The 22,249-nt window shown below is 59.7% G+C and carries 16 protein-coding genes and 1 pseudogene; 4 read left to right on the top strand and 13 right to left on the bottom strand.

Features of this window, described 5'->3' with window-relative positions; genetic code table 11:
* Window positions 1-5 precede the first annotated feature (5 nt).
* A complete protein-coding gene (gene gbcB / locus CKW20_RS08970) occupies window positions 6-1,106 on the bottom strand; it encodes a glycine-betaine demethylase subunit GbcB (RefSeq protein ID WP_095052606.1) in 1,101 nt (366 codons plus the stop codon).
* Window positions 1,107-1,388: 282 nt separating this feature from the next.
* Here gbcB and gbcA point away from each other — a divergent pair, with 282 nt between their 5' ends.
* The gene (gene gbcA, locus CKW20_RS08960; protein ID WP_095052709.1) at window positions 1,389-2,684 is read left to right on the top strand and encodes a glycine-betaine demethylase subunit GbcA; all 1,296 of its coding nucleotides are present in this window, start codon (window positions 1,389-1,391) and stop codon (window positions 2,682-2,684) included.
* A gap of 53 nt (window positions 2,685-2,737) precedes the next feature.
* Here the strand turns inward: gbcA and CKW20_RS08955 are convergent, their stop codons facing one another.
* The 11 genes from CKW20_RS08955 to CKW20_RS08905 all read right to left on the bottom strand — a co-directional run bounded on the left by CKW20_RS08955 (window position 2,738) and on the right by CKW20_RS08905 (window position 19,798).
* Window positions 2,738-3,985: a metallophosphoesterase gene (locus CKW20_RS08955; protein ID WP_095052604.1), complete on the bottom strand. Its 1,248-nt coding sequence runs from the start codon at window positions 3,983-3,985 to the stop codon at window positions 2,738-2,740.
* Between the two features lie 26 nt (window positions 3,986-4,011).
* Window positions 4,012-5,880: a hypothetical protein gene (locus CKW20_RS08950; protein WP_095052603.1), complete on the bottom strand. Its 1,869-nt coding sequence runs from the start codon at window positions 5,878-5,880 to the stop codon at window positions 4,012-4,014.
* A gap of 139 nt (window positions 5,881-6,019) precedes the next feature.
* A complete protein-coding gene (locus CKW20_RS08945) occupies window positions 6,020-9,478 on the bottom strand; it encodes an alpha/beta fold hydrolase (RefSeq protein WP_095052602.1) in 3,459 nt (1,152 codons plus the stop codon).
* Window positions 9,479-10,301: 823 nt separating this feature from the next.
* On the bottom strand, window positions 10,302-11,159 hold the full coding sequence (locus CKW20_RS08940; protein WP_095052601.1) for an RHS repeat-associated core domain-containing protein: 858 nt from the start codon (window positions 11,157-11,159) through the stop codon (window positions 10,302-10,304).
* Window positions 11,160-11,291: 132 nt separating this feature from the next.
* On the bottom strand, window positions 11,292-11,858 hold the full coding sequence (locus tag CKW20_RS08935) for a GNAT family N-acetyltransferase (RefSeq protein ID WP_095052600.1): 567 nt from the start codon (window positions 11,856-11,858) through the stop codon (window positions 11,292-11,294).
* A gap of 154 nt (window positions 11,859-12,012) precedes the next feature.
* A complete protein-coding gene (locus CKW20_RS08930; protein ID WP_095052599.1) occupies window positions 12,013-12,783 on the bottom strand; it encodes an electron transfer flavoprotein subunit beta in 771 nt (256 codons plus the stop codon).
* Window positions 12,784-12,798: 15 nt separating this feature from the next.
* Window positions 12,799-14,019: an electron transfer flavoprotein subunit alpha/FixB family protein gene (locus tag CKW20_RS08925; RefSeq protein WP_095052598.1), complete on the bottom strand. Its 1,221-nt coding sequence runs from the start codon at window positions 14,017-14,019 to the stop codon at window positions 12,799-12,801.
* Window positions 14,019-15,968, bottom strand: coding sequence for a dimethylglycine demethylation protein DgcB (dgcB, locus tag CKW20_RS08920; protein WP_038981119.1), 1,950 nt, complete (start codon window positions 15,966-15,968; stop codon window positions 14,019-14,021). The genes CKW20_RS08925 and dgcB overlap by 1 nt, the downstream gene beginning before the upstream one ends.
* Window positions 15,969-16,130: 162 nt before the next feature.
* A complete protein-coding gene (gene dgcA / locus CKW20_RS08915; protein ID WP_095052597.1) occupies window positions 16,131-18,191 on the bottom strand; it encodes a dimethylglycine demethylation protein DgcA in 2,061 nt (686 codons plus the stop codon).
* A 15-nt stretch (window positions 18,192-18,206) separates the two neighbouring features.
* Window positions 18,207-18,737 (bottom strand): DUF5943 domain-containing protein, encoded by a 531-nt coding sequence (locus CKW20_RS08910; protein ID WP_095052596.1) that lies wholly within the window; start codon window positions 18,735-18,737, stop codon window positions 18,207-18,209.
* Between the two features lie 83 nt (window positions 18,738-18,820).
* Complete coding sequence (locus tag CKW20_RS08905; protein WP_095052595.1) at window positions 18,821-19,798, bottom strand: dipeptidase; 978 nt, start codon at window positions 19,796-19,798, stop codon at window positions 18,821-18,823.
* A gap of 247 nt (window positions 19,799-20,045) precedes the next feature.
* On the opposite strand from CKW20_RS08905, the gene CKW20_RS08895 reads away from it, so the two are divergent.
* From CKW20_RS08895 to CKW20_RS08885, 3 genes and pseudogenes are all read left to right on the top strand, one after another.
* The gene (locus tag CKW20_RS08895) at window positions 20,046-20,447 is read left to right on the top strand and encodes a lysozyme inhibitor LprI family protein (RefSeq protein WP_052967364.1); all 402 of its coding nucleotides are present in this window, start codon (window positions 20,046-20,048) and stop codon (window positions 20,445-20,447) included.
* 7 nt (window positions 20,448-20,454) lie between these two features.
* Window positions 20,455-20,553, top strand: a pseudogene (locus CKW20_RS08890) (transcriptional regulator); the annotation flags it as partial.
* Between the two features lie 61 nt (window positions 20,554-20,614).
* Window positions 20,615-21,031 (top strand): DUF3010 family protein, encoded by a 417-nt coding sequence (locus CKW20_RS08885; RefSeq protein WP_095052593.1) that lies wholly within the window; start codon window positions 20,615-20,617, stop codon window positions 21,029-21,031.
* 117 nt (window positions 21,032-21,148) lie between these two features.
* Here CKW20_RS08885 and CKW20_RS08880 read toward each other — a convergent pair whose 3' ends face one another.
* Window positions 21,149-22,096 carry a GlxA family transcriptional regulator gene (locus tag CKW20_RS08880; RefSeq protein WP_095052592.1) on the bottom strand — a complete coding sequence of 316 codons (948 nt, stop codon included), beginning with the start codon at window positions 22,094-22,096 and terminating at the stop codon, window positions 21,149-21,151.
* Between the last annotated feature and the right edge of the window lie 153 nt (window positions 22,097-22,249).

Genomic DNA, 22,249 nt, shown 5'->3' with positions numbered 1-22,249 from the left:
TGTACTCAGAATTCGATCCGCACATCCCCCTTCGGCACGCTGCAGCACGACAGGATATAACCCTCGGCTTCGTCTTCTTCTGTAATCCCGCCGTTGTGGTCCATTTCGACCTCGCCGCCCAGCTTCATCACCTTGCACGTCCCGCAAATCCCCATCCCGCAGGCTTTCGGAATCAGCAGGCCAAGCTTGGCCGCCGCTGCGTGGACAGTTTCGCCCGGTGCCACGCGAATGCTTTTGCCGGAGGCGGTGAATTCCACTTGATGCAGATCCGCCGCATCGACTTCCGGTGCATCTGCTGCGATTTCGGCTTGCTCCACCGCGTCGGCACGAGCTTCCGGCGGCGTCGCGCCGAAGGATTCCTCGTGATAGCGCGTCATGTCGAAACCCGCCGTCTCGAGCATGCGCTTGACCGCATTCATGTACGGGGTCGGGCCGCAGCAGAAGACTTCACGCTCAAGGAAGTCCGGCGCCATCAATTCGAGCATCTTGTGATTCAGGTAACCGCGATAACCGGCCCAAGGCTCGCCCAGACCGTGCTTCTCACAGATCAGGTGCAAGCTGAAGTTGTCGATCCGCGAGGCCATGTGCTCCAGTTCGCGGTGGTAAATGATGTCTTTGGGCGAACGGGCGCTGTGGATAAACACCATGTCGACGTTGCCGTTGGTGTCGTAGAACCAGCGAGCCATCGACATAACGGGCGTGATGCCGACGCCACCGCTGAGGTACAGCACTTTCGGCGCGGTGAAATCCATGGCGTTGAATAGCCCGACCGGCCCGTGTACCGCCAATTCCTGGCCTTCATGTAGAGTGTCGTGCAGCCAGTTGGACACCTTGCCACCCGGCACACGCTTGATGGTCACCGAAAAGCTGTACGGCACCGACGGCGAGCTGGAAATGGTGTAGGAGCGCATGATCGGCACGCCGTCGATTTCCAGCTCCAGGGTGACGAATTGCCCGGGCTTGAAAAAGAACAGAATCGGCTGGTCGGCCATAAAGCAGAAGGTGCGCACATCCCAGGTTTCCTGGATGACTTTGACGCAACGGACAATGTGTCGACCATTGGCCCAGGTCTGGGTGGTTACCGGGTTCAGGAAGCTGTTGGACATGCTGTTCTCCACGGCCGACTACCGGCCTTCATGTTGGCGATTCTGCGTATAGCGCGAACCTTCCATTTACCTATCTGCGACATTCACATACTTATCGCGACCAGCCCCCAATTACCGGGGGTTGCGCGTCGGGAACAGATTGGGCCATGTCGCCCATGGATAAGGTTCCGGGCAGCGCCGGCCCCACACTCGCCTCAACAGATAACTGCTGTTTTTTGTCTTGCGTCGCACAACCGTAGCCACTATTCGCCGGCCACACAGAATGGCCTTGAGGATTAAATGATGGACGTCACCACTACCCTGAGCCTGGGCGATCCGCTGGAACCCGCACGCAAGGCCACCGCCCAGATGCTGCAAGAGCGCGAGCGCACGTTCTCGCTGCCGCAGCCGTTTTACTCTGACGAGCGGCTGTTTGATATCGATATGCAGGAAATCTTCCAGAAAGAGTGGTTGATCGCCGGCATGACCTGCGAAATCCCGACCAAGGGCAACTACCTGACCCTGCAAGTCGGCAAGAACCCGATCATCGTGATTCGCGGCGCCGACGGCGTGGTCCATGCGTTCCACAACGTCTGCCGTCACCGCGGTTCGCGGTTGTGCACCAGTGAAAAAGGCAAAGTCGCCAAACTGGTCTGCCACTACCACCAGTGGACGTATGAGCTGGACGGCCGCCTGCTGTTCGCCGGCACCGAAATGGGCGCCGACTTCGACATGAAGCAGTACGGCCTCAAGCCGGTGAACGTGAAAACCGCTGGCGGTTACATCTTTATCAGCCTGTCGGAAAACCCGCCAGCCATTGATGACTTCCTGTCGACGCTCAGCCATTACATGGAACCGTACGACATGGAGAACACCAAGGTGGCGATTACCACCACCTTGATGGAGAAAGCCAACTGGAAACTGGTGCTGGAAAACAACCGCGAGTGCTACCACTGCAACGCGTCGCACCCGGAACTGCTGAAAACCCTGCTGGAATGGGACGACGTCACCGACCCGCGCGCCGACCAGGCCTTCAAGGACCACGTCGCTGCTTCGGCCGCTGCCTGGGAAGCCGAGAAGATCCCTTACGCCCACGCCAGTTTCGGCCTGCGTAACCGTATCGTGCGCATGCCGCTGCTCAAGGGTACCGTGTCGATGACCATGGACGGCAAACAGGGCTGCGCCAAACTCATGGGCCGCATCAAGAACCCGGACCTGGGCTCGATGCGCATCCTGCACCTGCCGCACTCGTGGAACCACTGCATGGGCGACCACATCATCGTGTTCACCGTGTGGCCGATCAGCGCTCAGGAAACCATGGTCACCACCAAGTGGATCGTCCACAAGGACGCAGTCGAAGGCGTGGACTACGACGTGGAGCGCATGCGCCAGGTCTGGGATGCGACCAATGACCAGGACCGTCGCCTGGCCGAAGAGAACCAGCGCGGGATCAACTCCACCGCGTACCAGCCAGGGCCTTACTCCAAGACCTATGAGTTCGGTGTGGTGAACTTCGTGGACTGGTACAGCGAGCGGTTGCTGAACAACCTGGGGGCCGAGCCTGCGCCGTACCTCAAAGGGGTTCCGGTTCAAGGCTAAAAGAATCGCGAACAGGCTTTGATAGATCGTTCCCACGCTCCGCGTGGGAACGATCATTGGGCTGAAGACCACCGCACCGATCCATCCTCCGCAATAAACTCCTCGACGATGTTCTCCCCCACCAGCCGCACCTTCACATAACCATTCAACACCCGATCCGGGTACGCCGCATCCCGTGCATTTTGCGTTTCCGACCACAGCACCCGCGAATGTCCGTTCAGTTCGCTGGCATTGCCATAGGGAATCGCCCCGTGCCCGGCGCAACGCGCGTGCAACCCGCCTTGAGCGGCGTAGCAGATGCCGTTGTGCAAATGCCCCCAATACCAGTAATCCGGCTCGCGGCCCAAGGCATCGCAGACGGGTTGATACAGCGTGGTCTTGTTGTGCCCGGAAATGTCGAAGCCCTGGTGATGACTGAGCACCATGATCTTCTTGCGTTGGGGCAGGCTTTTCATCCAGTCGATCTGCGGTTGGTTCAGGGTGCCATCCATGTACAGGTTCATGGCGTCCGAGGCATACGCCGTGTCGAGGCCGATCACCAGCCAATCGTCGTTGTACAGCGCGAAGTAACTGGTGCCCTGCTGCGCCGGAAAACGCTTGGCCAGTTCCTTGAAATAGCCGTGGGCGCCGCTGTACATCTCGTGGTTGGAATTGAGAGTGAAAGAGCCTTGCGTGCCCATTGGCCAGCCGGCCATGTCCACGTCTTCCTGGGAATGGGTGCCGGCGTAATACACATCCCCCAGGTGAATGGTGAAATTGGCCCGGGCCAGTTGCATCTGATTCGCCACCGCCACCGCCGGGGCATGGCTGTCGAACGGTCCGGTGCCCCAGTCGCCGGCGATCGCCAAGGTCACGTTGCGATCCATTTTCACCAACGCCGGGTCAGTGGCGAATGGCGCGTGATGCCGCAGGTTTTCGATCCATTTCAGCAGGGCTTCACTCCATAACAGGTCGAGCAGTTCCCATTTGCGGCAACCGAGCAGACTGCCGTCCTTCAGCACTCGGGTTTGTAACTCATCCACCGTTTGCGGCAACGGGCTGGCATTGCCGATGCGCAGGATCGACAAGCCATGGGCCAACTCCCACGGCACGCCCGGCTGATCGTCCGGCAACTCGCCATGCTTGAGCACGTACTGCGCCTGATCGTGGCCGCGTTTGAGCAGCGCAATGATGGCTTCGAACTCCTGGGGTTCGAGCTCACTGACGAGCTTCATCCAGGCCATTTCCACCCGCGTGAGCAAACCATGCAACCGCACTTTGACCTTGTCGTACTCGTGTTCCCAATGACTGACCAATGACATGTCGCCTTCCTCCATCCGTAGTGGAATCACAGGGTTTTCATGAACTCGATGAGCGCCCGCTTATCGAGTTCCGACAGCTGCGTGCCGTACAGGTGGCCGCCGTTGTGGTTGCCCTCCAGACGGGTGTCGTATTTGAAGTCTGCCGAGGCCTTCATCTGCTGGCCACTGGTGACGAAGCCGACCTTGTCCTGGTCGTACACATCGGAGCCGGTGAAGAACACCAGTGGCCGCTTTTCCGGTGGTTGCAGCAAGTCCCAAAGGGTCGGCACCGAACCGTTGTGCAAGTACGGCGCGCGCAACCAGACGCCGTCGGTGGGCGTGTTGCTATAGCTCTGGGTCTTGCGATAGGCGCCAAAGTCGAACGGTGATTTCTTGAAGCCATGGAAAGCCGTCACCAAACCTGTGGTGAACGAGTTCAGCCGATGGGGATCGGTGCCCAGTTCATCAATGCTGGTGGTGACCTGACCGGTGTCGGTGCGGCCGAAATCGTGGCAACCGGCGCAGTTGTTTTCCCAGACCGGTTTGCCCCGTGCGACCTTGGCCTGATCCAGCGCGAACGGCCATGCCGGTGCTTTGTGGCCCAGCAACCAGTTGGTCACTCGGTTGAAACTGGCCGGCAATACCGACTCCGGCGTCGCACCCACGGCCATGGCCGCCGCGTAGTTGCGCTCATGGATGTCGTTGTTGTTGCCGTCCCAGTGCAGGTACAGCGACTCCCGAGGCTTCTGATTCCACACTTGCGGCAAGTCGACGGTGCCTATGGTCGAGTCATCCGGGAAGCCGAACACCACCATTTTCGTCGGGTTGAAGGTGTCGGTGCGCCCCGGCCCTTGCGGTGCGCGCAGTCGTTGCCAGGCGTAGGCCTGTTTCTGCTTGACCAGTGCGCTGGTGGCCATCGGAATGATCACGTAGCGGTTGTACAAGCGCTCGAAAAAGCCGAGCTGGAACTTGCTGTTGATCGCCGTCATCACCGCGTCTGGGGTGAAGTTCGGGTCACTGGCGCAATTGTAGGCGAACCACTGGAAGGCCTGCAGTTGCAGGGTATTGGCCGGCGCGGTGGCCACCGGGATGGCGACCTCGCTGGTATTGGCCCGGTAGGAACCGGTGTGACAAAGGGCGCAGTTGGGCTCCACGGTCGGGTAGCCGATCTGCCGCTTGGCCATGCCGATCGGCAGGTCCTTGCCGTTCTCGTAGAGGAAACCGAAGACTTCGTAGCCGCCGGGTTTGGGCAGTTTATCCGGGCACATTTGCGGCAACACGGCGAACAGGTAATAGGGAATCCGCGCCTCGATGCCCAGGCCGATGGCGCCGTACTTGTAGTGGTCCTCATCGGAGGCGTATTGCTCTGCCGGCACCACCCGCAGCATCTGGTACCAGGTTTCGTAGCCGATAAACCCCAGCGCCAGTACCACGACCAGCGTGGCGACCTTGAAGCTGTGCCGCTGCCAGCGTCGCGCCCAGGCTGCGCGCCATTCATGCCAGCCGTCGCGAAGCAACGCCACGGGTCGATTGGCCGGCGCGCTGCCCAGGTACAGCAGAATCCCGAGGATCAGAAACATGCTCAGATCGCCCAGCAGCATCGGCACGAATACCTGAGCCTGGTTGCTGGTGTTGATCAGGTAGATCCAGAACGCCACGGCGACCAATCGGGATAGCACGCATAGCCACGAATGCACCACGTATTTGGGTGCGTTGAAGCCAGACGGCATGTAGAACAGGCTGATCCCCACCAGCAGCATGCCGGCGTTTTCCAGCCACGGATCGGAGAGTTGCGGCGGCATCCCGAGCATCGAAGTCAGCAATGCTGGCGCGAACAGCGCCGGAATCGCGAAGACCATGTTCATCACAATGCCTAGCCAGATGAAGCGTTGAAACCAGCGGATGTAACTGTCCATGGCATCCATTTCCTTGTGCATGACCCACGAGGTGTAGCGCCTGAAAGATCGCCTTCGCGGGCAAGCCTCGCTCCTACATAACGGTATAAATCCTGTAGGAGCGAGGCTTGCCCGCGAAGAATCCAACTCGGTCTAACGACTAGCCGAGGGCCGTTTTCTCCAGGTGTTGCAGGATGATCGGGTACACATCGAGCACCGCGTTCTTGCCGAACATGCAGTCGATATGCCCGTAACCCGGCACAACATGCCGGCTGTAGCGCTCCGGGCCATGGGCTTTGCACACGCGTTCATAGGTCTTGAGCGTGCTTTCGGGCAGGTAGCATTGGTTGTCTTCGCCGCTGATGAAGCAGATCGGCATGGTCAGTCGGTCGAAGTGCGGCATGTAGACGTCCTGGCCCTTGAAGTCCACCAGATGGCCTTTGCGCAGAATCAACGCCAAGTGTTCGAAGGTCTGCATGTTCGATTCGCCGAACAGCTCGTGCAGGTTGTCATGCAGGGTTTCATTGAGGGTGTCGTGGCGGTACAGCGACGCATACATGAAGGTGATGCGATGGCATACCGGGTTGGTGCAGTAGCCCTGAGCCTCGATGCGGGCGTAGCCGTTGAGGGCCTTGTCGTAGAGTTTGTTGAACCAGCTCTCCTTGTTGTCGGCGTAGGCGGTGAGGGATTTGATGCCGATGGCGTCGAGCATCCCCGGCAGGTGCAGACCGGCCTTGAGCCCTGTGGCTGTAGCGACCACCGTGTCCGCAGCAATCTGCGAACACACCACCGAACGCACGCCCTGCAACCCGGCCAACAGCGACATGAAGAAAGTCGTCGCGCCGTAGCAATGCACCACGCATTGCACGTCCGCTGCCTTGGTTGCCTGCTGGATCTGCGCGATGGCGGCCTTGAAGTCGTACTGCGCAATCTGGTCGCCGTTCCATTCCTTCTTGCTCGCAGGCAACAGAATGCTCACCCGCAAATCCAGCAGCCAGACGTCGTACTCGTGCTTGCACAGGTACTCCAGCAGGTTGGTCTGGATGGTATCGGTGGAGAAAATATTCGAGCCCACTCCCAAACCATGCACCAACATCACCGGCCCTTTGCTGCCGCCCTGATAGCGGGTCAGGCGTAGCTGAACGCTGTCTTCGGTCTGGAAGAACTGCACACTCGGGGTTGGCGCATCCAACGGCCGTTTCTGCCGCGGCGGCGCATCGGGGTTGAAATAGATGTCGCCGGCGAACACTCCGCCGTAGCTTTCCCACAATATCCCGGCGAAGAACTTGCCGAACCGCGCCAGCCCATCGATACGCTCGCGCTCGTTGCGCGCGTTGAGCACCTTCATGGTGGTCATTTGCTTGGCGAAATCGGCCGGCTGGATGTGCATCACACCCGAACCAATCACCTCGCCGGTCTTGTCAGATCCACGATACAGCGTCACATAGAGGGTGCTGGTGTCGTGCCAGACGTTCAGCACACCGTTGTCTTCCGGTACGGTCTTGAACGCGCTGAAGTAATAATCGCAGCCGTCCTCGGCGGTCAGTTTCATGTCGTAATTCATGTGCCGCACGCCGACTTGTTCCTGATATTCCTCGAACAGGTTGAACACGCCATTGCTAGCGGTCAGCGGTTCTGGTGACAGGCCCGGCGCATTCAGCGTGCCGACCAGCGTCGCGGCGTGTTCCGGCTCCTTGATCATGCGGTTGAGATCATTAGCGGTGATGGTCAGGGTGAACTCGATCGGCGAGTTATCCGACTCGCCGCGTTTAGCCGCCGCCTCATAGAGTTTGAGATCGGTGCCCTGGGGCTGGGTGAAGCCTTTGGAGAAATAGCCCTTCATGGTTTCGGTGAACTGCACACCGAGGGTCGGCGGCGTCACCTGTTTGCGTGGTGCCGAGGGCAGCGTGTAGTCGATGTGCCAACCGCGATCGGCGGCCAGCAGGCCCATGTTGCGCTCGCTCACGGCGGAGATGGTCAGCAGCGGATTGACCGCCAGGGAGGTCGGAATCACTGCGCCGTCGGTCACGTACAACCCGGCATAGACATGGGTGCCACTGGTGCTGCTGAATACCTGCCCCTTGTGGTTGACCACGCCCTGCTCCGCGTCCTCGCCCATCACGCAACCGCCCAACGGGTGAACGGACACGATGCTGTGTTTGAGCAATTCGGTCCAGATCGGATTCTCGACCCAGATCCCGCCCAAGGCCTTGGTGCTCTGGTGCAGCCGCTCGTTGCCGAGCTTGACGTTTTCCTGCTCGCCAACACCCGGCCAGTCGATGCGCAGCTGATCCTTACTGTCGAGCACCATGCGCCCCTTGCCGTCATCGTGGCTCATGATCAGGTAGGTCTGCATGTTATGCAGGGCACCGTGATACGGGCCGCGCAGGAAGCTTTCGGTTTCGCGCGCCGCATACTTGAGCTTGCCGCTGAAACTGTCATCGGTGGGCTTGCCGATCAACCCGGCGAACGCGGCCATGCTCGGCACCATGGGCCGGCCGAGCGCGCCGGGGATCGAGCCCTCTTCGATGACCATGCGGCTGCGCCAGTCGCCTTCGGTGCGCATGTCGATGATCGAAGTGATGCACGGGCCGACCGGTTTCATTTCACTGGCCGGGTGCGCGCCGAAACCGATGCCGTTGATCGGCTGGTCGCAGTTGTGGCCGAAACCGAGGATGTCGCCGTTGCCGCTCATGTTCTCGCCGAGCTGATCGGACGTTGCCAGACCTTTGTCACGAGAACGCAGGAGGATTTCGGTGGAACCCAGGGTCCCCGCCGATACCACAACGACGTCAGCCTTGACGAACAGCGTCGGTGCCGAGAACTTCTCGCGGCCGCTGTCCAGGTATTGGAAATGCACGATCCAGCCGTCGCCGTCGGCGTCGCGCTCCAGATGCCGAACCTCGGCCTGGCAGAAAATCTCCGCGCCGTGGTTCCAGGCATCCGGCAGGTAATTCATCAGCGTGGTGTTCTTGGCCTTGTTGTTACAGCCCGACACGCAGTCGCCGCAGTGGTTGCACGGTAATTGCTCGACGCCGACGTGGTTGAGATTGTTCGGCAGCTTGTCGAAGGTCACGTTGATCGGCGGTTTGTAGAAATGCGTGTCTTGCTTGAGGTAGTCCGCGGACTTTTTATTGGCGTCCAGTTTGGGCAGGTTGGGTGCGGTGTTCGGGTACGGATTGGGTTTGAGCATCTCCCGAGCCCGGGCGTAACCCTCCTTGAGCAGCGTGTCGCGATGTTCACGCACCGCCAGCGGCCAGCGCGGATCATCGAACACGCCGGGTTCCGGTTCCAGCGCGACGTTGGCGTTGATCAGCGAGGTGCCGCCCAGGCCACAGCCGACCACCACGTTCTGCTGGGCGTTGACGTGCAAGTCGAACAACCCGGTACGCGAACCGATGTGCCCGTCCGGGTCATGGACTTGCAGCTCTTCAGTGGCCGCCAGCATCGTATTGGGGTACTCGCCGGGCTGGATTTCCCGGCCTCGCTCCAGCAGGCATACGCGCTTGCCGGCCCGGGACAGACGCGACGCCGCGATCCCGCCGCCGTAGCCAGAGCCGATGACGATCACGTCGTAATGTTCCTTGATGTCACTGATGGGCGTGGCGATCCGTGTCATGGGTCATTTCCTCTCAGGCAGATGGGCAACTCTGTGGTTGCCTGCAATCGATAGATGAGCGAACGCCTGGTCATCGGGCACGGTCGGACCACGATGGCAGCTGCGTATGGCATGGGAAAAGGGTTCAGGCGCTATAAGCGAGCGCGCTGGTTGGCGGCGCGACGGTGAATCCGTTTACGCAGCGAGGTGGCGGGTGTCGGTACACAGGTCACGCAGGGGCTTGGGTGTGAGCGATGTAGCTGGCTATCCATCCGCGTTCTCCCTGAACCAGATGTGGATAAGTGACGGCTGTCCTTGTGCCCTGAGAGTGAAGACAGGCGATAGATCGAAGTCAAGGAAGTGCCTTAGACCTGTATGAAATTTGATCTATCGCGTTGTGGCCTATATGGGCCGTGGCTTGCAGGGTTTAGCGAACAAGTTATCCACATCTCCACCCACAGTTAATGGGGACAACTGTGGCTGCAGGGCTAATTTTCTTTAAAAAAACCGAAGAAAAACCGTGACTTATCCAGAAGCAGGGTTTCATGCAAGTATTGATTGTTTTTTGATCAAAACCCTGCAGGGCACGTTGTATATGGCGTGTAGAGGATGGCAAACACCTTATCCACAGAAGCGCCAACAGACTTTGGGGGCAACTTTACAGACGCTGTGGAAAACCGCTGAAAGCCCGAAAATTCGGCGTTTGAGGAAACATTCGCGAGGGAAAAGGCCCAGTTGAACATTATTTGATCAATCCACTGGAAGCCAAGTTTTATATAGCCTGTAGCGGACAGCGAACATCTTATCCACAGAGGCGCTAACAGCGGTTGTGGGTAATTCACCCTCAACGCCCTTCAGGCATCCTGATATCCCTGGACTTATCCACTGGTGAACTGCGTGTACTGGATAAGCTTGAATCCGCTATTGAGACCACGGTTGAACTCACGGTCTTTACTTCCGAATCGATCGTTTGAATGGGTTTCTTTATTTCAGGCAATCCCAGAATATTCCTGACGTTACCTTTCAGCGTTTTCCACAACCCGATGCCCTTGGCAGCACTTTGGAGCGCAATAGCGCCGCGGGTAATCGCACCGCCCACCAAGGCTGCCGTTCCTGCGGTGGAGACGTAGATTCCGATCGGGTTGCCCGCCAGCTGCATAACCGCCCCTACGGCACTACCCGCAGAACCCAACAGGCTGACACGGGTAGCCGTCAATGCAGCCCCGGCCACTTTCGGCCCAAAGATCATGGCTGTGGGAACAATACTGTGCAGCGCAACGGTCAGAACTCGCTGAGTAGCCTGGAATAGCGGGACGACGAATTCGCCCGTAGGATCCGTGTAGTTAATGGGGTCTCCCATGGCATAGGCATAAGTATTCACCCCGCCCTTACCAAACGGGCTCAACCGATCCGGGCTGTGAAACCGCATCAACACCGGGTTATACACACGATGACCATTGCCCAAGTGATACCAACCGGTGGCGCGCTCTCTGAGTTGCCCGTTGAGCCCCAAGTGGGTGCCCGCCGTACGCTGGCTGATTTGCGAACCATAGGCGGTATAAGCGAGACGATTCGGGCCGCTGCGATCCAGTTCGGCGAGGATGCTTTGCTGCAGATCGGTAGCCAGCAACAGAGTTCGCGAGAAGGCGATATCCGCAACTGGAGGATGGGTAGAACCTTGAGTTTGACGGGAAGCAGGCATCGGTAGCGTCCTCGCACAGACCTGATTGACCCCGCTCACGACAAGCGGGCATCGGCTGTTCAGTACCCTAACAAACACCTGCGAGAACCGACACTAGCAGTTCTGCCGGGGTCGCCTCAGCCATTCGCCAGCCTACGGCCATTGCATCAGATAGGCTTCGCCCGTCACCCGGATCATCGGATGTGGGGTGACCTGGCATTGGCCGACGATGCGGAAACCATGCCGCTCATAAAAACGACGCGCCCCGGTATTGGCCGCATAGTCGATCAAACTCAAACCGCTGAGTTCGAGATCACTCGACCGCTGCCGGGCATGCGCAAGGAATTGAGCGCCGAGGCCCTGGTTTCGCCACTCTTCATGCAGAGCCAGGCTCGAAATATAGAGGGTGTCGGGTATTTCCAGGTCTGCATAGGGCGCCAGGACAGGGTCGGTAACGGGAGCGGCTTGAGGATCGTGGCGCATCACGTAGCTGTGCATCATTCCAACAACGCGTCCCTCGGACTCTGCGATGAGGCAGTTCTGATAGGAAAAATCGACTTCTTCCCGAGCATATCGACTGGCGCCCACGTCCAGTAAATCCTGCCCAGGCTCCGAGAGTTGGCTCCAGATGTAATCTGCAGCGCCCTCCGAAGAAATCCGAAACAAACGAGCAATCTCACGCGCATCAGAGCGCAGAGCCGAACGAAATTCAACGGCCATTACCTAACCCCACAGGACATTAACGAGATCGTTCCCACGCGCAGCAAAGGAATGCAGCCGTGACGCTCCGCGTCACATTCAAGAGCGGACGCAGAGCGTCCAGTGAGGCATTGCCACGCAGAGCATGGGAACGATCGTTGCGTCACAGTCGGAACTAGCGAACGACGCCCTCTTCGATCAGCAGCTTCAAGATCGCCTCGGCGCCCTCTTGCGCACTGACGCCCTTGAGCACCTGCCCACCTCCGCCACTGGCCTTGGCCGTCGCGGCCTTCATGCGATCTGCACCGCTCTTGGCCTTGATCACTTTCAAGCGTTTGGGCCGTGGCTTGGCCGGTTGCAACGTGGCCACCGCCAGCAGTTCATCGTCGATCACCTCGACTTCATCCGCCTGCAATACCCCGCGGCGAGCCGGACCGTAGGCGCTCTGCCGCGGCTTGGGCGCTGCGTTATCCACAGTCGCCAGAAACGGCAGGCGCACTTTCAAGCGACGACGCTGCCCACGAGGCAAGGCCTGCAGCACCAGCGCCGAACCACCGTCGATGGATTCGACCTGCGCCAACCCCACCACCAGCGGCCAGCCAAGGCTTTCCGCCAGCAGGAACGGCAACATGCCCGAGCCTTCACCGGTTTCCGCCTGACTGCCGGTCAGCACCACCTGCGCCCCGGCGTCACGCAAATACGCGGTCAACGCTGGCAACGCATCGGCGCCTTCCGGTTGCTCCAGCACATGCAGCTGTTCCAGGCCCATGCCCAGATAAGCGCGCAGTGCCGGTTCCGCGACATCACCGGCATGCAGCACTTGCAGGTTATCCCCAGCCAGTTGCAAACCCAGTTCAACCCCCCGCGCATCCTGCTCGGCGCGACGTGGCCGGCCGGAGGTCGGGTGGGCGCCGATGGACACCAGGCTGATGATTTTCGTGCTCATAACCCTTTCCTTTCCTTAAGCCGCATCGCGCTTGGCTTCATTGCGGTAAGCCTCTACCGCATCGATCAAGGCTTGAAGAATCTCGGCGCTCTCGCCGATCACCGACAAGTCGGCCCGTTTGATCATGTCGCAGCCAGGATCGAGGTTGATCGCCACCACCTTGTCGCAGGCACCGATGCCTTGAAGGTGCTGGATCGCCCCGGAAATGCCCACCGCCACGTAAACCCGTGCCGTGACCCAAGTGCCGGACGCACCGACCTGACGGTCGCGGGCCATGAAACCATCGTCCACCGCCACTCGCGACGCACCTTCGGTCGCGCCCAACGCCTCGGCCGTCCTGTGGAAAAGTCCCCAGTCCTTGACCCCGTTGCCGCCGGAGAAGATGAACTCGGCTTCGGCCATCGGAATCGCTGCCGGGTCTACCGCCACCGCGCCCAGATCTTCGATCCGCGACAGGCTGCGTGCGACGGTTGTGGATAACTCCACCGGTAACGCTTCGTGACGGGTTTCGCTGACCGGCTCGGCGCATTCGGCGGCGGCCAGAATCAAGCGTGCCACTGGCCGCGCAAGATCCTGCAAACCAGCGCCGGCACGGCCGATGCACTCCTGATCTTTGACCTGCCAGACCCGCGTTGCCGGGCGTTCGCCCAATGCGGCGGCAAAGCGTCGGCCGAGTTCGCCGCCACCGCTGCGGCTGTCCGGCAGCAACCAGTGACGTGGGCTGAACTGGTTATCCACAGCCCGCAGGCCCTGGACACGTTGTTCCGGTGCATAACCGCTGAATTCGTCGCCCTCAAGCACTAGCAAGCGATCCACGCCAGCCGTGGCGAAGGTGTTTTCCTTGTGCTCACCGAAGATCACGGCCAATACCGCGCCGTCCTTGCCGGCCAACTGATGAGCCAGGCCGAGCAAGTCGCGGTCGTGGCTGCTCAAGCGACCGCCGACCATGTCCGGCACCACGCTGATGTAGAACGCGGGTGCAGGCACTTGATGCAGCGGCAATTGCACTTCAACCGCGGCTGAGCGTTTGGTCGCCCCGCCCTGCTGAGCGCCGCTGCGGTCGATTCGCTTGATGCCGTTGGGGCCGATAAAACCGATCCCGTGAGGATTCTTGCGGATGAGACCGTTAGGCCCCATCCAGCTGTGTTGCGCCGGTTGCATGGCCGCGTGCAGCGGGTGCAAGCGGTTGCGGGCGATCCATTCGGCGCGTGGGTCGCGGCGGATAATGTCACTCATTAATGCACCTCCGCAGGTTCACGTTTGGCCGGTGCCGAAGGCTTTCCCGGCGTTGCGTCTTCGAGCAACGCATCGGCTACCAGTTCGGCGATGTCCTTGATCATCGGACGCGGTTCGACCACGCCTTCGAGCATCGCAGTGCACTGTGGACAACCCACGGCCACCAGTTCGGCGCCGGTTTCGCGGATGTCCTCCATGCGCATGTCGGGGATCCGTTGCTTGCCCGGAATGTCGGTGATCGGTGCACCACCACCGCCACCGCAGCAGCGTGAACGGAAACCGGAGCGTTGCATCTCTTTCACTTCAATCCCGAGTGCGCGCAGTACTTCACGCGGCGCCTCGTATTCGCCGTTGTAGCGGCCGAGGTAGCACGGGTCGTGATAGGTCACGCTGCTGCCTTTGTGCTGGCCGAGGTTCAGGGCACCTTCGCCTATGATCTCCGCCATGTAAGTGCTGTGGTGCTGCACGAGGTAGTTGCCGTCGAAGGCGCCGTACTCGTTTTTCAGCACATGGAAACTGTGCGGGTCGCAGGTGACGATGCGATTGAAGCTGTATTTCGCCAGGGTCTGGATGTTGCGTTTGGCCAACAGCTGGAAGGTCGCTTCGTCGCCCAGACGTCGTGCCACGTCACCGCTGTCACGCTCTTCAAGCCCCAGCACCGCGAAGTCGACCTTGGCCGCTTTCAGTACTTTGACGAAGGCACGCAGGGTGCGCTGGTTGCGCATGTCGAACGCACCGTCACCGACCCAGAACAGCACGTCGGTGGATTTCTTCTCGCTGAGCAGGTTCAGGTTCAAATCCGCCGCCCAGTTCATCCGCCCGCCCGGCGCGAAGCCGCCAGGGTTGTCGGTGGCGATCAGGTTTTCCAGAACTTCGGCACCCTTGTTCGGGGTCGCGCCTTTTTCCAGAGTCAGATGGCGACGCATGTCGACGATGGCGTCGACGTGCTCGATCATCATCGGGCATTCCTCGACGCAGGCACGGCAAGTGGTGCAGGACCACAGGGTTTCAGCGTCCACCAGACCGTTGACGATCGGTTGATGCGGATTTCCACCGTGTTCGCCAATGGCTTTGCCCGGATAAGGGCTACCAGCGAACTTGGCATCAGTGCCACCGGCCAAACCAACGACCATGTCCTGAATCAGTTTTTTCGGGTTCAGCGGCTGGCCGGCGGCGAACGCCGGGCACGCAGCTTCGCATTTACCGCACTGCACGCAGGCGTCGAAGCCGAGCAGTTGGTTCCAGGTGAAATCCTTGGGTTTTTCCACGCCCAGCGGCGCGTTCGGATCGTTCAGGTCCAGCGGTTTCAACCCGGTGGAACGACCGCCACCAAAACGTTCGGCGCGACGGTGCCAGGCCAGGTGCAATGCACCAGCGAAGGCGTGCTTCATCGGCCCGCCCCAAGTCATGCCGAAGAACAGTTCCGACACGCCCCAGAGCACGCCGACGCCGAGGATCGCAGCCACCACCCAACCACCGAAGTTTTCCGGAAGGATGCCGGCGACCGGCAGGGTCAGCAGGAAGAACGATGCCGAGAACGCCATCAGGCTTTTCGGCAAGCGCATCCACGGGCCTTTGGACAAACGGGCCGGTGGGTTGCGACGGCGCAGGAACATAAAGATCGCGCCGACAAACATCACCGCCGACATCAGCAGCAGTGCATAACCGAGGATGCGGTTATGCAGGCCGAAGCCATGCACCAGAATCGCCAGCACAATGGACGCCACCGCACCACCGGCCGTGGCGACGTGGGTGTTGGCAATGTATTTGTCCCGCGCGACAACGTGGTGCAAATCGACCATGTAGCGTTTGGGCATAGCGAACAGGCCGCCGATCAGGTCGACTTTCGAAGCCCGGCCCTGACGCCACATAGCCACCCGCCGCAACGCGCCCAGGACAGCCAGGCCCAAGGCAGCGAACAACAGGATTGGAAGAAGGGTGTTCAACATGTGGAGCTCCCAAAGACCTCGGGCTTAACTACCTGGATGCCTTGCTAGACCCCTGTAGGAGCGAGGCTTGCCCGCGAAGGCGTACTGACATTCAACATTGATGTCGGCTGATCCATCGCCTTCGCGGGCAAGCCTCGCTCCTACGGGGTTATCCACAAGCTCTTAGAAATCCTTGCACAACCGCAACGCGTCATAAATCGCCGCGTGGGTGTTGCGCTGGGCCACGCAGTCGCCAATGCGGAACAGCAAGTAGCCGTCGCCCGCCTGGCTCAACGAAGGTTGTGGCTTGATCGCGAACAAAGCTTCGATGTCCATCTGGCCTTTGTTGCGCGAGCCTTCCTTCAGCGCGTAGTAGATTTCTTCGTCCGGACGCACACCGTTTTCGACGACGACCTGGTCCACCACCCGCTCCTCTTTGGCGCCGGTGTATTCGTTTTCCAGCACCGCCACCAGCTTGTCGCCTTCGCGGTAGACCTTCTCCAGCATCATGTCGCCGGTCATGATCACTTCTTTCGGGTACATGCTGCGGTAGTACGTCGGGAACGATGTACCGCCGATGGCCACGCCCGGTTTGATGTCGTCGGTGACGATCTCGACCTGGCTGCCCTTGTCGGCAAGGAAGTCGGCCGCCGACATCCCGGTGAACTCGCAAATGGTGTCGTAGACCAGCACGTTCTTGCCCGGCGCAACCTTACCGTCGAGGATGTCCCAGCTGCTGACCACCAGACCTTCAGCGGCGCCCCAGTGTTCGTTCTGCTCCAGGAACGGATGGCCGCCGACAGCGAGCACCACCACGTCCGGACGCAGGTCGAGAATGGTCGCCGCATCCGCCGCCACGCCCAGGCGCAGATCGACTTTCAAGCGCGCCAGTTCCAGCTGGAACCAGCGAGTGATGCCAGCGATCTGGTCCCGTTGTGGAGCTTTCGACGCGGTAGTGATCTGCCCGCCGATGAATTCCTTCTTCTCGAACAGGGTCACGTCGTGGCCACGTTCGGCCGACACGCGAGCCGCTTCCATCCCGGCAGGACCGGCACCGACCACCACGACTTTGCGCTTCACACCGGTCGATTTTTCGATGATGTGCGGCACGCCCATGTATTCACGGGAGGTCGCGGCGTTCTGGATGCACAAGACGTCCAGGCCCTGGTACTGACGGTCGATGCAGTAGTTGGCGCCGACGCATTGTTTGATCTGGTCGACCTGACCCATTTTGATCTTGGCGATCAAATGCGGGTCGGCGATGTGGGCGCGGGTCATGCCGACCATGTCGACGTAACCACCTTCCAGAATACGGGTCGCCTGGTTCGGGTCCTTGATGTTCTGCGCGTGCAAAACCGGGGCCTTCACCACTTCTTTGATACCGGCGGCCAAATGCAGGAATGGCTCCGGTGGATAACTCATGTTCGGAATAACGTTGGCCAGGGTGTTGTGGGTGTCGCAACCCGAGCCCACGACGCCGATGAAGTCGATCATGCCGGTGTCGTCGTAGTACTTGGCGATCTGCTTCATGTCCTCGTGGGACAAGCCGTCCGGGTGGAATTCGTCACCGCACAGGCGAATGCCGACGCAAAAGTCCGGACCGACTTCCTTGCGCACAGCCTTGATCACTTCCAGGCCGAAACGCATGCGGTTCTCGAAGCTGCCGCCCCATTCATCGGTACGCTTGTTGACCCGCGGGCTCCAGAACTGGTCGATCATGTGCTGGTGCACGGCGGACAATTCGACGCCGTCCAGGCCACCGGCCTTGGCCCGCGCGGCTGCGCTGGCGTAGTTGCCGATTACCCGCCAGATCTCTTCCGGCTCGATGGTTTTGCAGGTCGCGCGGTGCACCGGTTCACGGATGCCCGACGGCGACAGCAGGGTTGGCCAGTGCTCGCCATCCCAGCGGGAACGTCGGCCCATGTGGGTAATCTGGATCATGATCTTGGCGCCATGCTTGTGCATGGCGTCGGCCAGATTCTGGAAGTGCGGAATGATCCGGTCGTCGGCCAGGTTGACCGACTTCCACCAGCCTTGCGGGCTGTCGATGGCCACGCTGGAGGAACCGCCGCAAATCGCCAGGCCGATCCCGCCCTTGGCTTTCTCTTCGTAATACTTGACGTACCGATCGGTGGTCATGCCGCCGTCAGTAGCGTAGACCTCGGCATGCGCGGTGCTGAGCACACGGTTGCGGATGGTCAATTTGCCGATTTGAATCGGTTGAAACATTGCTTCGAAAGCCATGGCGGGTTCCTCGACTTACAACGGCTTGACGGTGAACAAGCCGTCGTCGTGGCCTTCTTCGGAGCCACCGTAAACCTGTTCTGCAACAGTGCGGATCGAGCTGCCACGGGCCTGAAGAATCTGGTCCATGGCGCCGGCGAACCAGCCAGTGAACATGTAGTCGACCTTGCGCCCGACCTTGCCGTACACATAGACAAATGCGGAGTGTTCGAGCTTGACGCTGGCGGTGCCTTTGTCGAGGTCGATGTCCTGAATCTTGAACAGGCCCCAGCCGCGTTGCGACAGACGCTTCATGTAGTGTTCGAACACTGCAACGCCTTCCAGGCCGTGGCATTCAGCTTCTTTTTCACACCAGTGCCAGGCGGACTTGTAGCCGGCCTTGTAAAGGATTTCGGCATAAGCGTCAGCGCCCAGCACTTCCTCGATACCGATGTGATTGTTGACGAAGAAATGACGCGGCACATACAGCATCGGCAGGGCGTCAGAGGTCCAGATACCGGTTTCGCTGTCGACTTCGATTGGCAATTGCGGGGCGATTTTGGCCATGGAAACTTAACTCCAGAAAATTCGTTGTGTTGCCCCCCGGCGCGGACGACCGGGGGAAAGGATTCAGAGGTGCTGGCTGTGGCTTACTCGCCCCAAACATCTTTCAAGACGTTCACCCAGTTCTCGCCCATGATCTTGCGCACCACCCGTTCGGAATGGCCGCGCTTGATCAGGGTCTCGGTCAGGTTCGGGAACTCGCCCACGGTGCGGATGCCCAGCGGGTTGATGATCTTGCCGAAACTGGTCAGACGACGGGCGTAGCCCTTGTCATGGGTCAGGTATTCGAAGAAGTCCTGGCCATGGCCCTGGGTGAAGTCGGTGCCGATGCCGATGGCGTCTTCGCCGACGATGTTCATGGTGTATTCGATCGCTTCGGCGTAGTCGTCGATGGTCGAATCGATGCCCTTGGCCAGGAACGGCGCGAACATGGTCACACCGACGAAACCGCCGTGATCGGCGATGAACTTCAGCTCTTCGTCGGATTTGTTGCGCGGGTGCACTTTCAGACCCGACGGCAGGCAGTGGGAGTAGCAGACCGGTTTCTTCGATTCGAGGATGACTTCTTCGGAAGTCTTCGAGCCGACGTGGGACAGGTCGCACATGACCCCGACACGGTTCATTTCGGCAACGATTTCACGACCGAAACCCGACAGGCCGCCATCGCGCTCGTAGCAACCGGTACCGACCAGATTCTGGGTGTTGTAGCACATCTGCACGATACCGACGCCCAGCTGCTTGAAGACCTCGACGTAGCCGATCTGGTCTTCAAACGCGTGAGCATTCTGGAAGCCGAAGAGGATGCCGGTCTTGCCCTGCTCTTTGGCTTTACGGATGTCGGCGGTGGTGCGCACCGGAATCACCAGGTCGCTGTTCTCGCGGATCAGCTTCTGGCTGGCGGCGATGTTGTTGACAGTGGCCTGGAAGCCCTCCCACACCGACACGGTGCAGTTGGCCGCGGTCAGACCGCCCTTGCGCATGTCTTCAAACAGCTCGCGGTTCCACTTGGCAATAATCAGCCCGTCGATAACGATGCTGTCGGCGTGCAATTCGGCTGGGCTCATCAGGCTGTCCCCTATTAGCGATTCATGCGCCGAATCGTGTGCCGGCGCTTTGGGGCCAGCATATGCCTCGGTGCCTCGGTAGCCGGGTGCAAAAACGACAGAGGGTTTGCCGAAAGCGTCAATCCGCGACAAAGGGTCGTCAACAGGCCTCATTACCTACCTATCCAACGCCGCCCGCTTGGGCCAGAATTCGCCGCATCACTGATGTTTTACTGACTGCATTACTGGATTAAGGGGCAGCGGCGCAATGAAATCGATCTTCCTGGCTTTGGCACTGATAGCGACTGGCGTACAAGCAGCTGAAGAAGCCGACGACAACCCCTGCGACGCTGTCGAAAACGAAATTCAGACCCTGGAATGCTCGGCCTACAGCAGAACCGCCGCCGAACAGCTGCTGAGCGACAACTACCAAAGCCTGACCGAGCGCATGCAAACGCTTTACGGCAACAACAAGGCGCAACTGACCGACATCACCGCCAAAATCAAAACCGCGCAACAGCAATGGCTGAAAACCCGGGACGCCGATTGCGCAGTGGACGCATTTCCGGCGACCAGTGGTAGCAAAGCGTTCACCATTGCGCAAAATGATTGCGTGGCGCGTATGAGTGACGAGCGGTCGGAGTTTTTGGAGTCGATTGGGCAGGAGTAAAAATATAAAAATGGAGAATAATTTGATTCCCCACGAAGTAGTAAGCCGCATCGTCGATGGCGCGACGCCCATTCGCGCCTGGCGCGAACACCTGAACCTTACGCAGGCATCACTGCCAGCCAACTAGAGTTGTAAGCTACGCGCCAGCATCAGGAAAAGGGATTGAAATGAAAATCTGCGGCATCGAAATCAAAGGCAGCGAAGCAATCATTGCAGTGGCCTCCCTCGACGGTTCGAGCCTGAACCACATTGCCCTAAACACCAAGAAAATAGCCTTGGACGAGGACGACGAAGCCGCCAACGTCAAACTCTTCGCCGCTCAGGTGGCATCGTTTGTTCGTGAGAACTCCATCGACCGGATCGCGATCAAGAAACGCAGCAAGAAAGGCGAGTTCGCCGGTGGGCCGACCACATTCAAGATCGAGGGGATTTTCCAGCTGCTGGAAAATTGTGAGGTGACGCTGCTGTCGCCGCAGACGATCACGGCGCAGTGCAAGAAATTCAATGTCGAGCTGCCGGATACGCTGAACAAGTATCAGCATGAGGCTTACAAAGCGGCCTGCTCAGCCCTGATGAAGAAGTGAATGACATCTCCTGTAGGAGCGAGGCTTGCCCGCGAAGGCGTCGCGTCAGACAACATTGATTTCGAATGTGCCGGCCTCTTCGCGGGCAAGCCTCGCTCCTACAGGGGGGGGTCGGTTTCAGGCCTTCTGGCTTTGCCGACGGTCTTCACGCGGGCACCGCTCAAATCGTGCCCGATAACTGCGGGTGAAATACGACGGCGATTCAAACCCGCACGCGATACTTACCTCCAACACACTCATATTCGTCTGACGCAGCAACTGCCGCGCCTTCTCCAGCCTTAACCGCAGGTAGAAATTGCTCGGCGTGTCGTTCAGGTGCAGGCGAAACAGGCGTTCCAGCTGACGCCGGGTCACTTTGATCGATTCTGCCAGCGCCAGCGTACTCAACGGCGGTTCGCTGTGCTGCTCCATCTCCCCAATCACCTGCACCAGTTTCTTGTTGCTGATGCCATACCGCGTGGCGACTTCCATACGCTGGTGGTCTTGGCGTGGGCGAATCCGGCCGAGTACGAATTGTTCGCTGACCTGAATCGCCAGTTCCGGGCCGTGGGCCTGTGCAATCAAATCCAGCATCAAATCGATGGAAGCAGTGCCGCCGGCTGAAGTGATGCGCCGACGGTCGATCTCGAACAGCTCCTGAGTGACGCTCAGCTGCGGGTAGGACTCCTTGAAGGCGTCGATAGCTTCCCAGTGCAGGGTCAGGCGGTGGCCGTCGAGCAGGCCGGCTTCAGCGAGGATGAAGCTGCCGGTGTCGATGGCGCCGAGGGTCACGCTTTCGTTGTCCAGGCGGCGCAACCAGTGTTCCAGAGCTGGCGTGGTGAATTTCAGCGGCTCGAAACCGGCGACTACCAGCAAGGTCGCGCCTTTCTTCAGGGGTTCCAGCGCGGCATCGGCGTTGACCGACATGCCGTTGCTGGCCAACACCGCCCCGCCATCAGCGCTTAACACATGCCAGCGATACAACTCGCCGCGAAAGCGATTGGCGACCCGCAGCGGCTCGATTGCCGAGATAAAACCGATCGCCGAAAAACCCGGCATCAACAAGAAGTAGAAATCCTGGGACATGGAGCGCACTCGATGGCAGGTAGCGAGAGGGCGGGAAGCGTGTGGACGTTGATACGCCACTTGCAACCGGCATTCAAGCGTGCAGGTCGCTGCAGTGCAAGAGCTGGTCGCCGCAGTGCGTTTTTACAGGGCCTTTGCTGCGTAACTTGAGAT

The sequence above is a fragment of the Pseudomonas sp. Irchel s3b2 genome, assembly GCF_900187445.1.
GTDB lineage: Bacteria > Pseudomonadota > Gammaproteobacteria > Pseudomonadales > Pseudomonadaceae > Aquipseudomonas.
The sequence above is the reverse complement of the archived record's forward strand: the minus strand, read 5'-3'. Positions and strand labels throughout refer to the sequence as shown.

Coding starts and splice junctions, on each gene's coding strand:
- CKW20_RS08880 (WP_095052592.1), bottom strand. CDS start 22,096: ATGTCCCAGGATTTCTACTTCTTGTTGATGCCGGGTTTTTCGGCGATC.
- gbcA (WP_095052709.1), top strand. CDS start 1,389: ATGGACGTCACCACTACCCTGAGCCTGGGCGATCCGCTGGAACCCGCA.
- CKW20_RS08930 (WP_095052599.1), bottom strand. CDS start 12,783: ATGAGCACGAAAATCATCAGCCTGGTGTCCATCGGCGCCCACCCGACC.
- CKW20_RS08945 (WP_095052602.1), bottom strand. CDS start 9,478: ATGACACGGATCGCCACGCCCATCAGTGACATCAAGGAACATTACGAC.
- CKW20_RS08935 (WP_095052600.1), bottom strand. CDS start 11,858: ATGGCCGTTGAATTTCGTTCGGCTCTGCGCTCTGATGCGCGTGAGATT.
- CKW20_RS08905 (WP_095052595.1), bottom strand. CDS start 19,798: ATGAGCCCAGCCGAATTGCACGCCGACAGCATCGTTATCGACGGGCTG.
- CKW20_RS08885 (WP_095052593.1), top strand. CDS start 20,615: ATGAAAATCTGCGGCATCGAAATCAAAGGCAGCGAAGCAATCATTGCA.
- CKW20_RS08895 (WP_052967364.1), top strand. CDS start 20,046: ATGAAATCGATCTTCCTGGCTTTGGCACTGATAGCGACTGGCGTACAA.
- CKW20_RS08925 (WP_095052598.1), bottom strand. CDS start 14,019: ATGAGTGACATTATCCGCCGCGACCCACGCGCCGAATGGATCGCCCGC.
- CKW20_RS08910 (WP_095052596.1), bottom strand. CDS start 18,737: ATGGCCAAAATCGCCCCGCAATTGCCAATCGAAGTCGACAGCGAAACC.
- CKW20_RS08950 (WP_095052603.1), bottom strand. CDS start 5,880: ATGGACAGTTACATCCGCTGGTTTCAACGCTTCATCTGGCTAGGCATT.
- dgcB (WP_038981119.1), bottom strand. CDS start 15,968: ATGTTGAACACCCTTCTTCCAATCCTGTTGTTCGCTGCCTTGGGCCTG.
- CKW20_RS08955 (WP_095052604.1), bottom strand. CDS start 3,985: ATGTCATTGGTCAGTCATTGGGAACACGAGTACGACAAGGTCAAAGTG.
- dgcA (WP_095052597.1), bottom strand. CDS start 18,191: ATGGCTTTCGAAGCAATGTTTCAACCGATTCAAATCGGCAAATTGACC.
- gbcB (WP_095052606.1), bottom strand. CDS start 1,106: ATGTCCAACAGCTTCCTGAACCCGGTAACCACCCAGACCTGGGCCAAT.
- CKW20_RS08940 (WP_095052601.1), bottom strand. CDS start 11,159: ATGCCTGCTTCCCGTCAAACTCAAGGTTCTACCCATCCTCCAGTTGCG.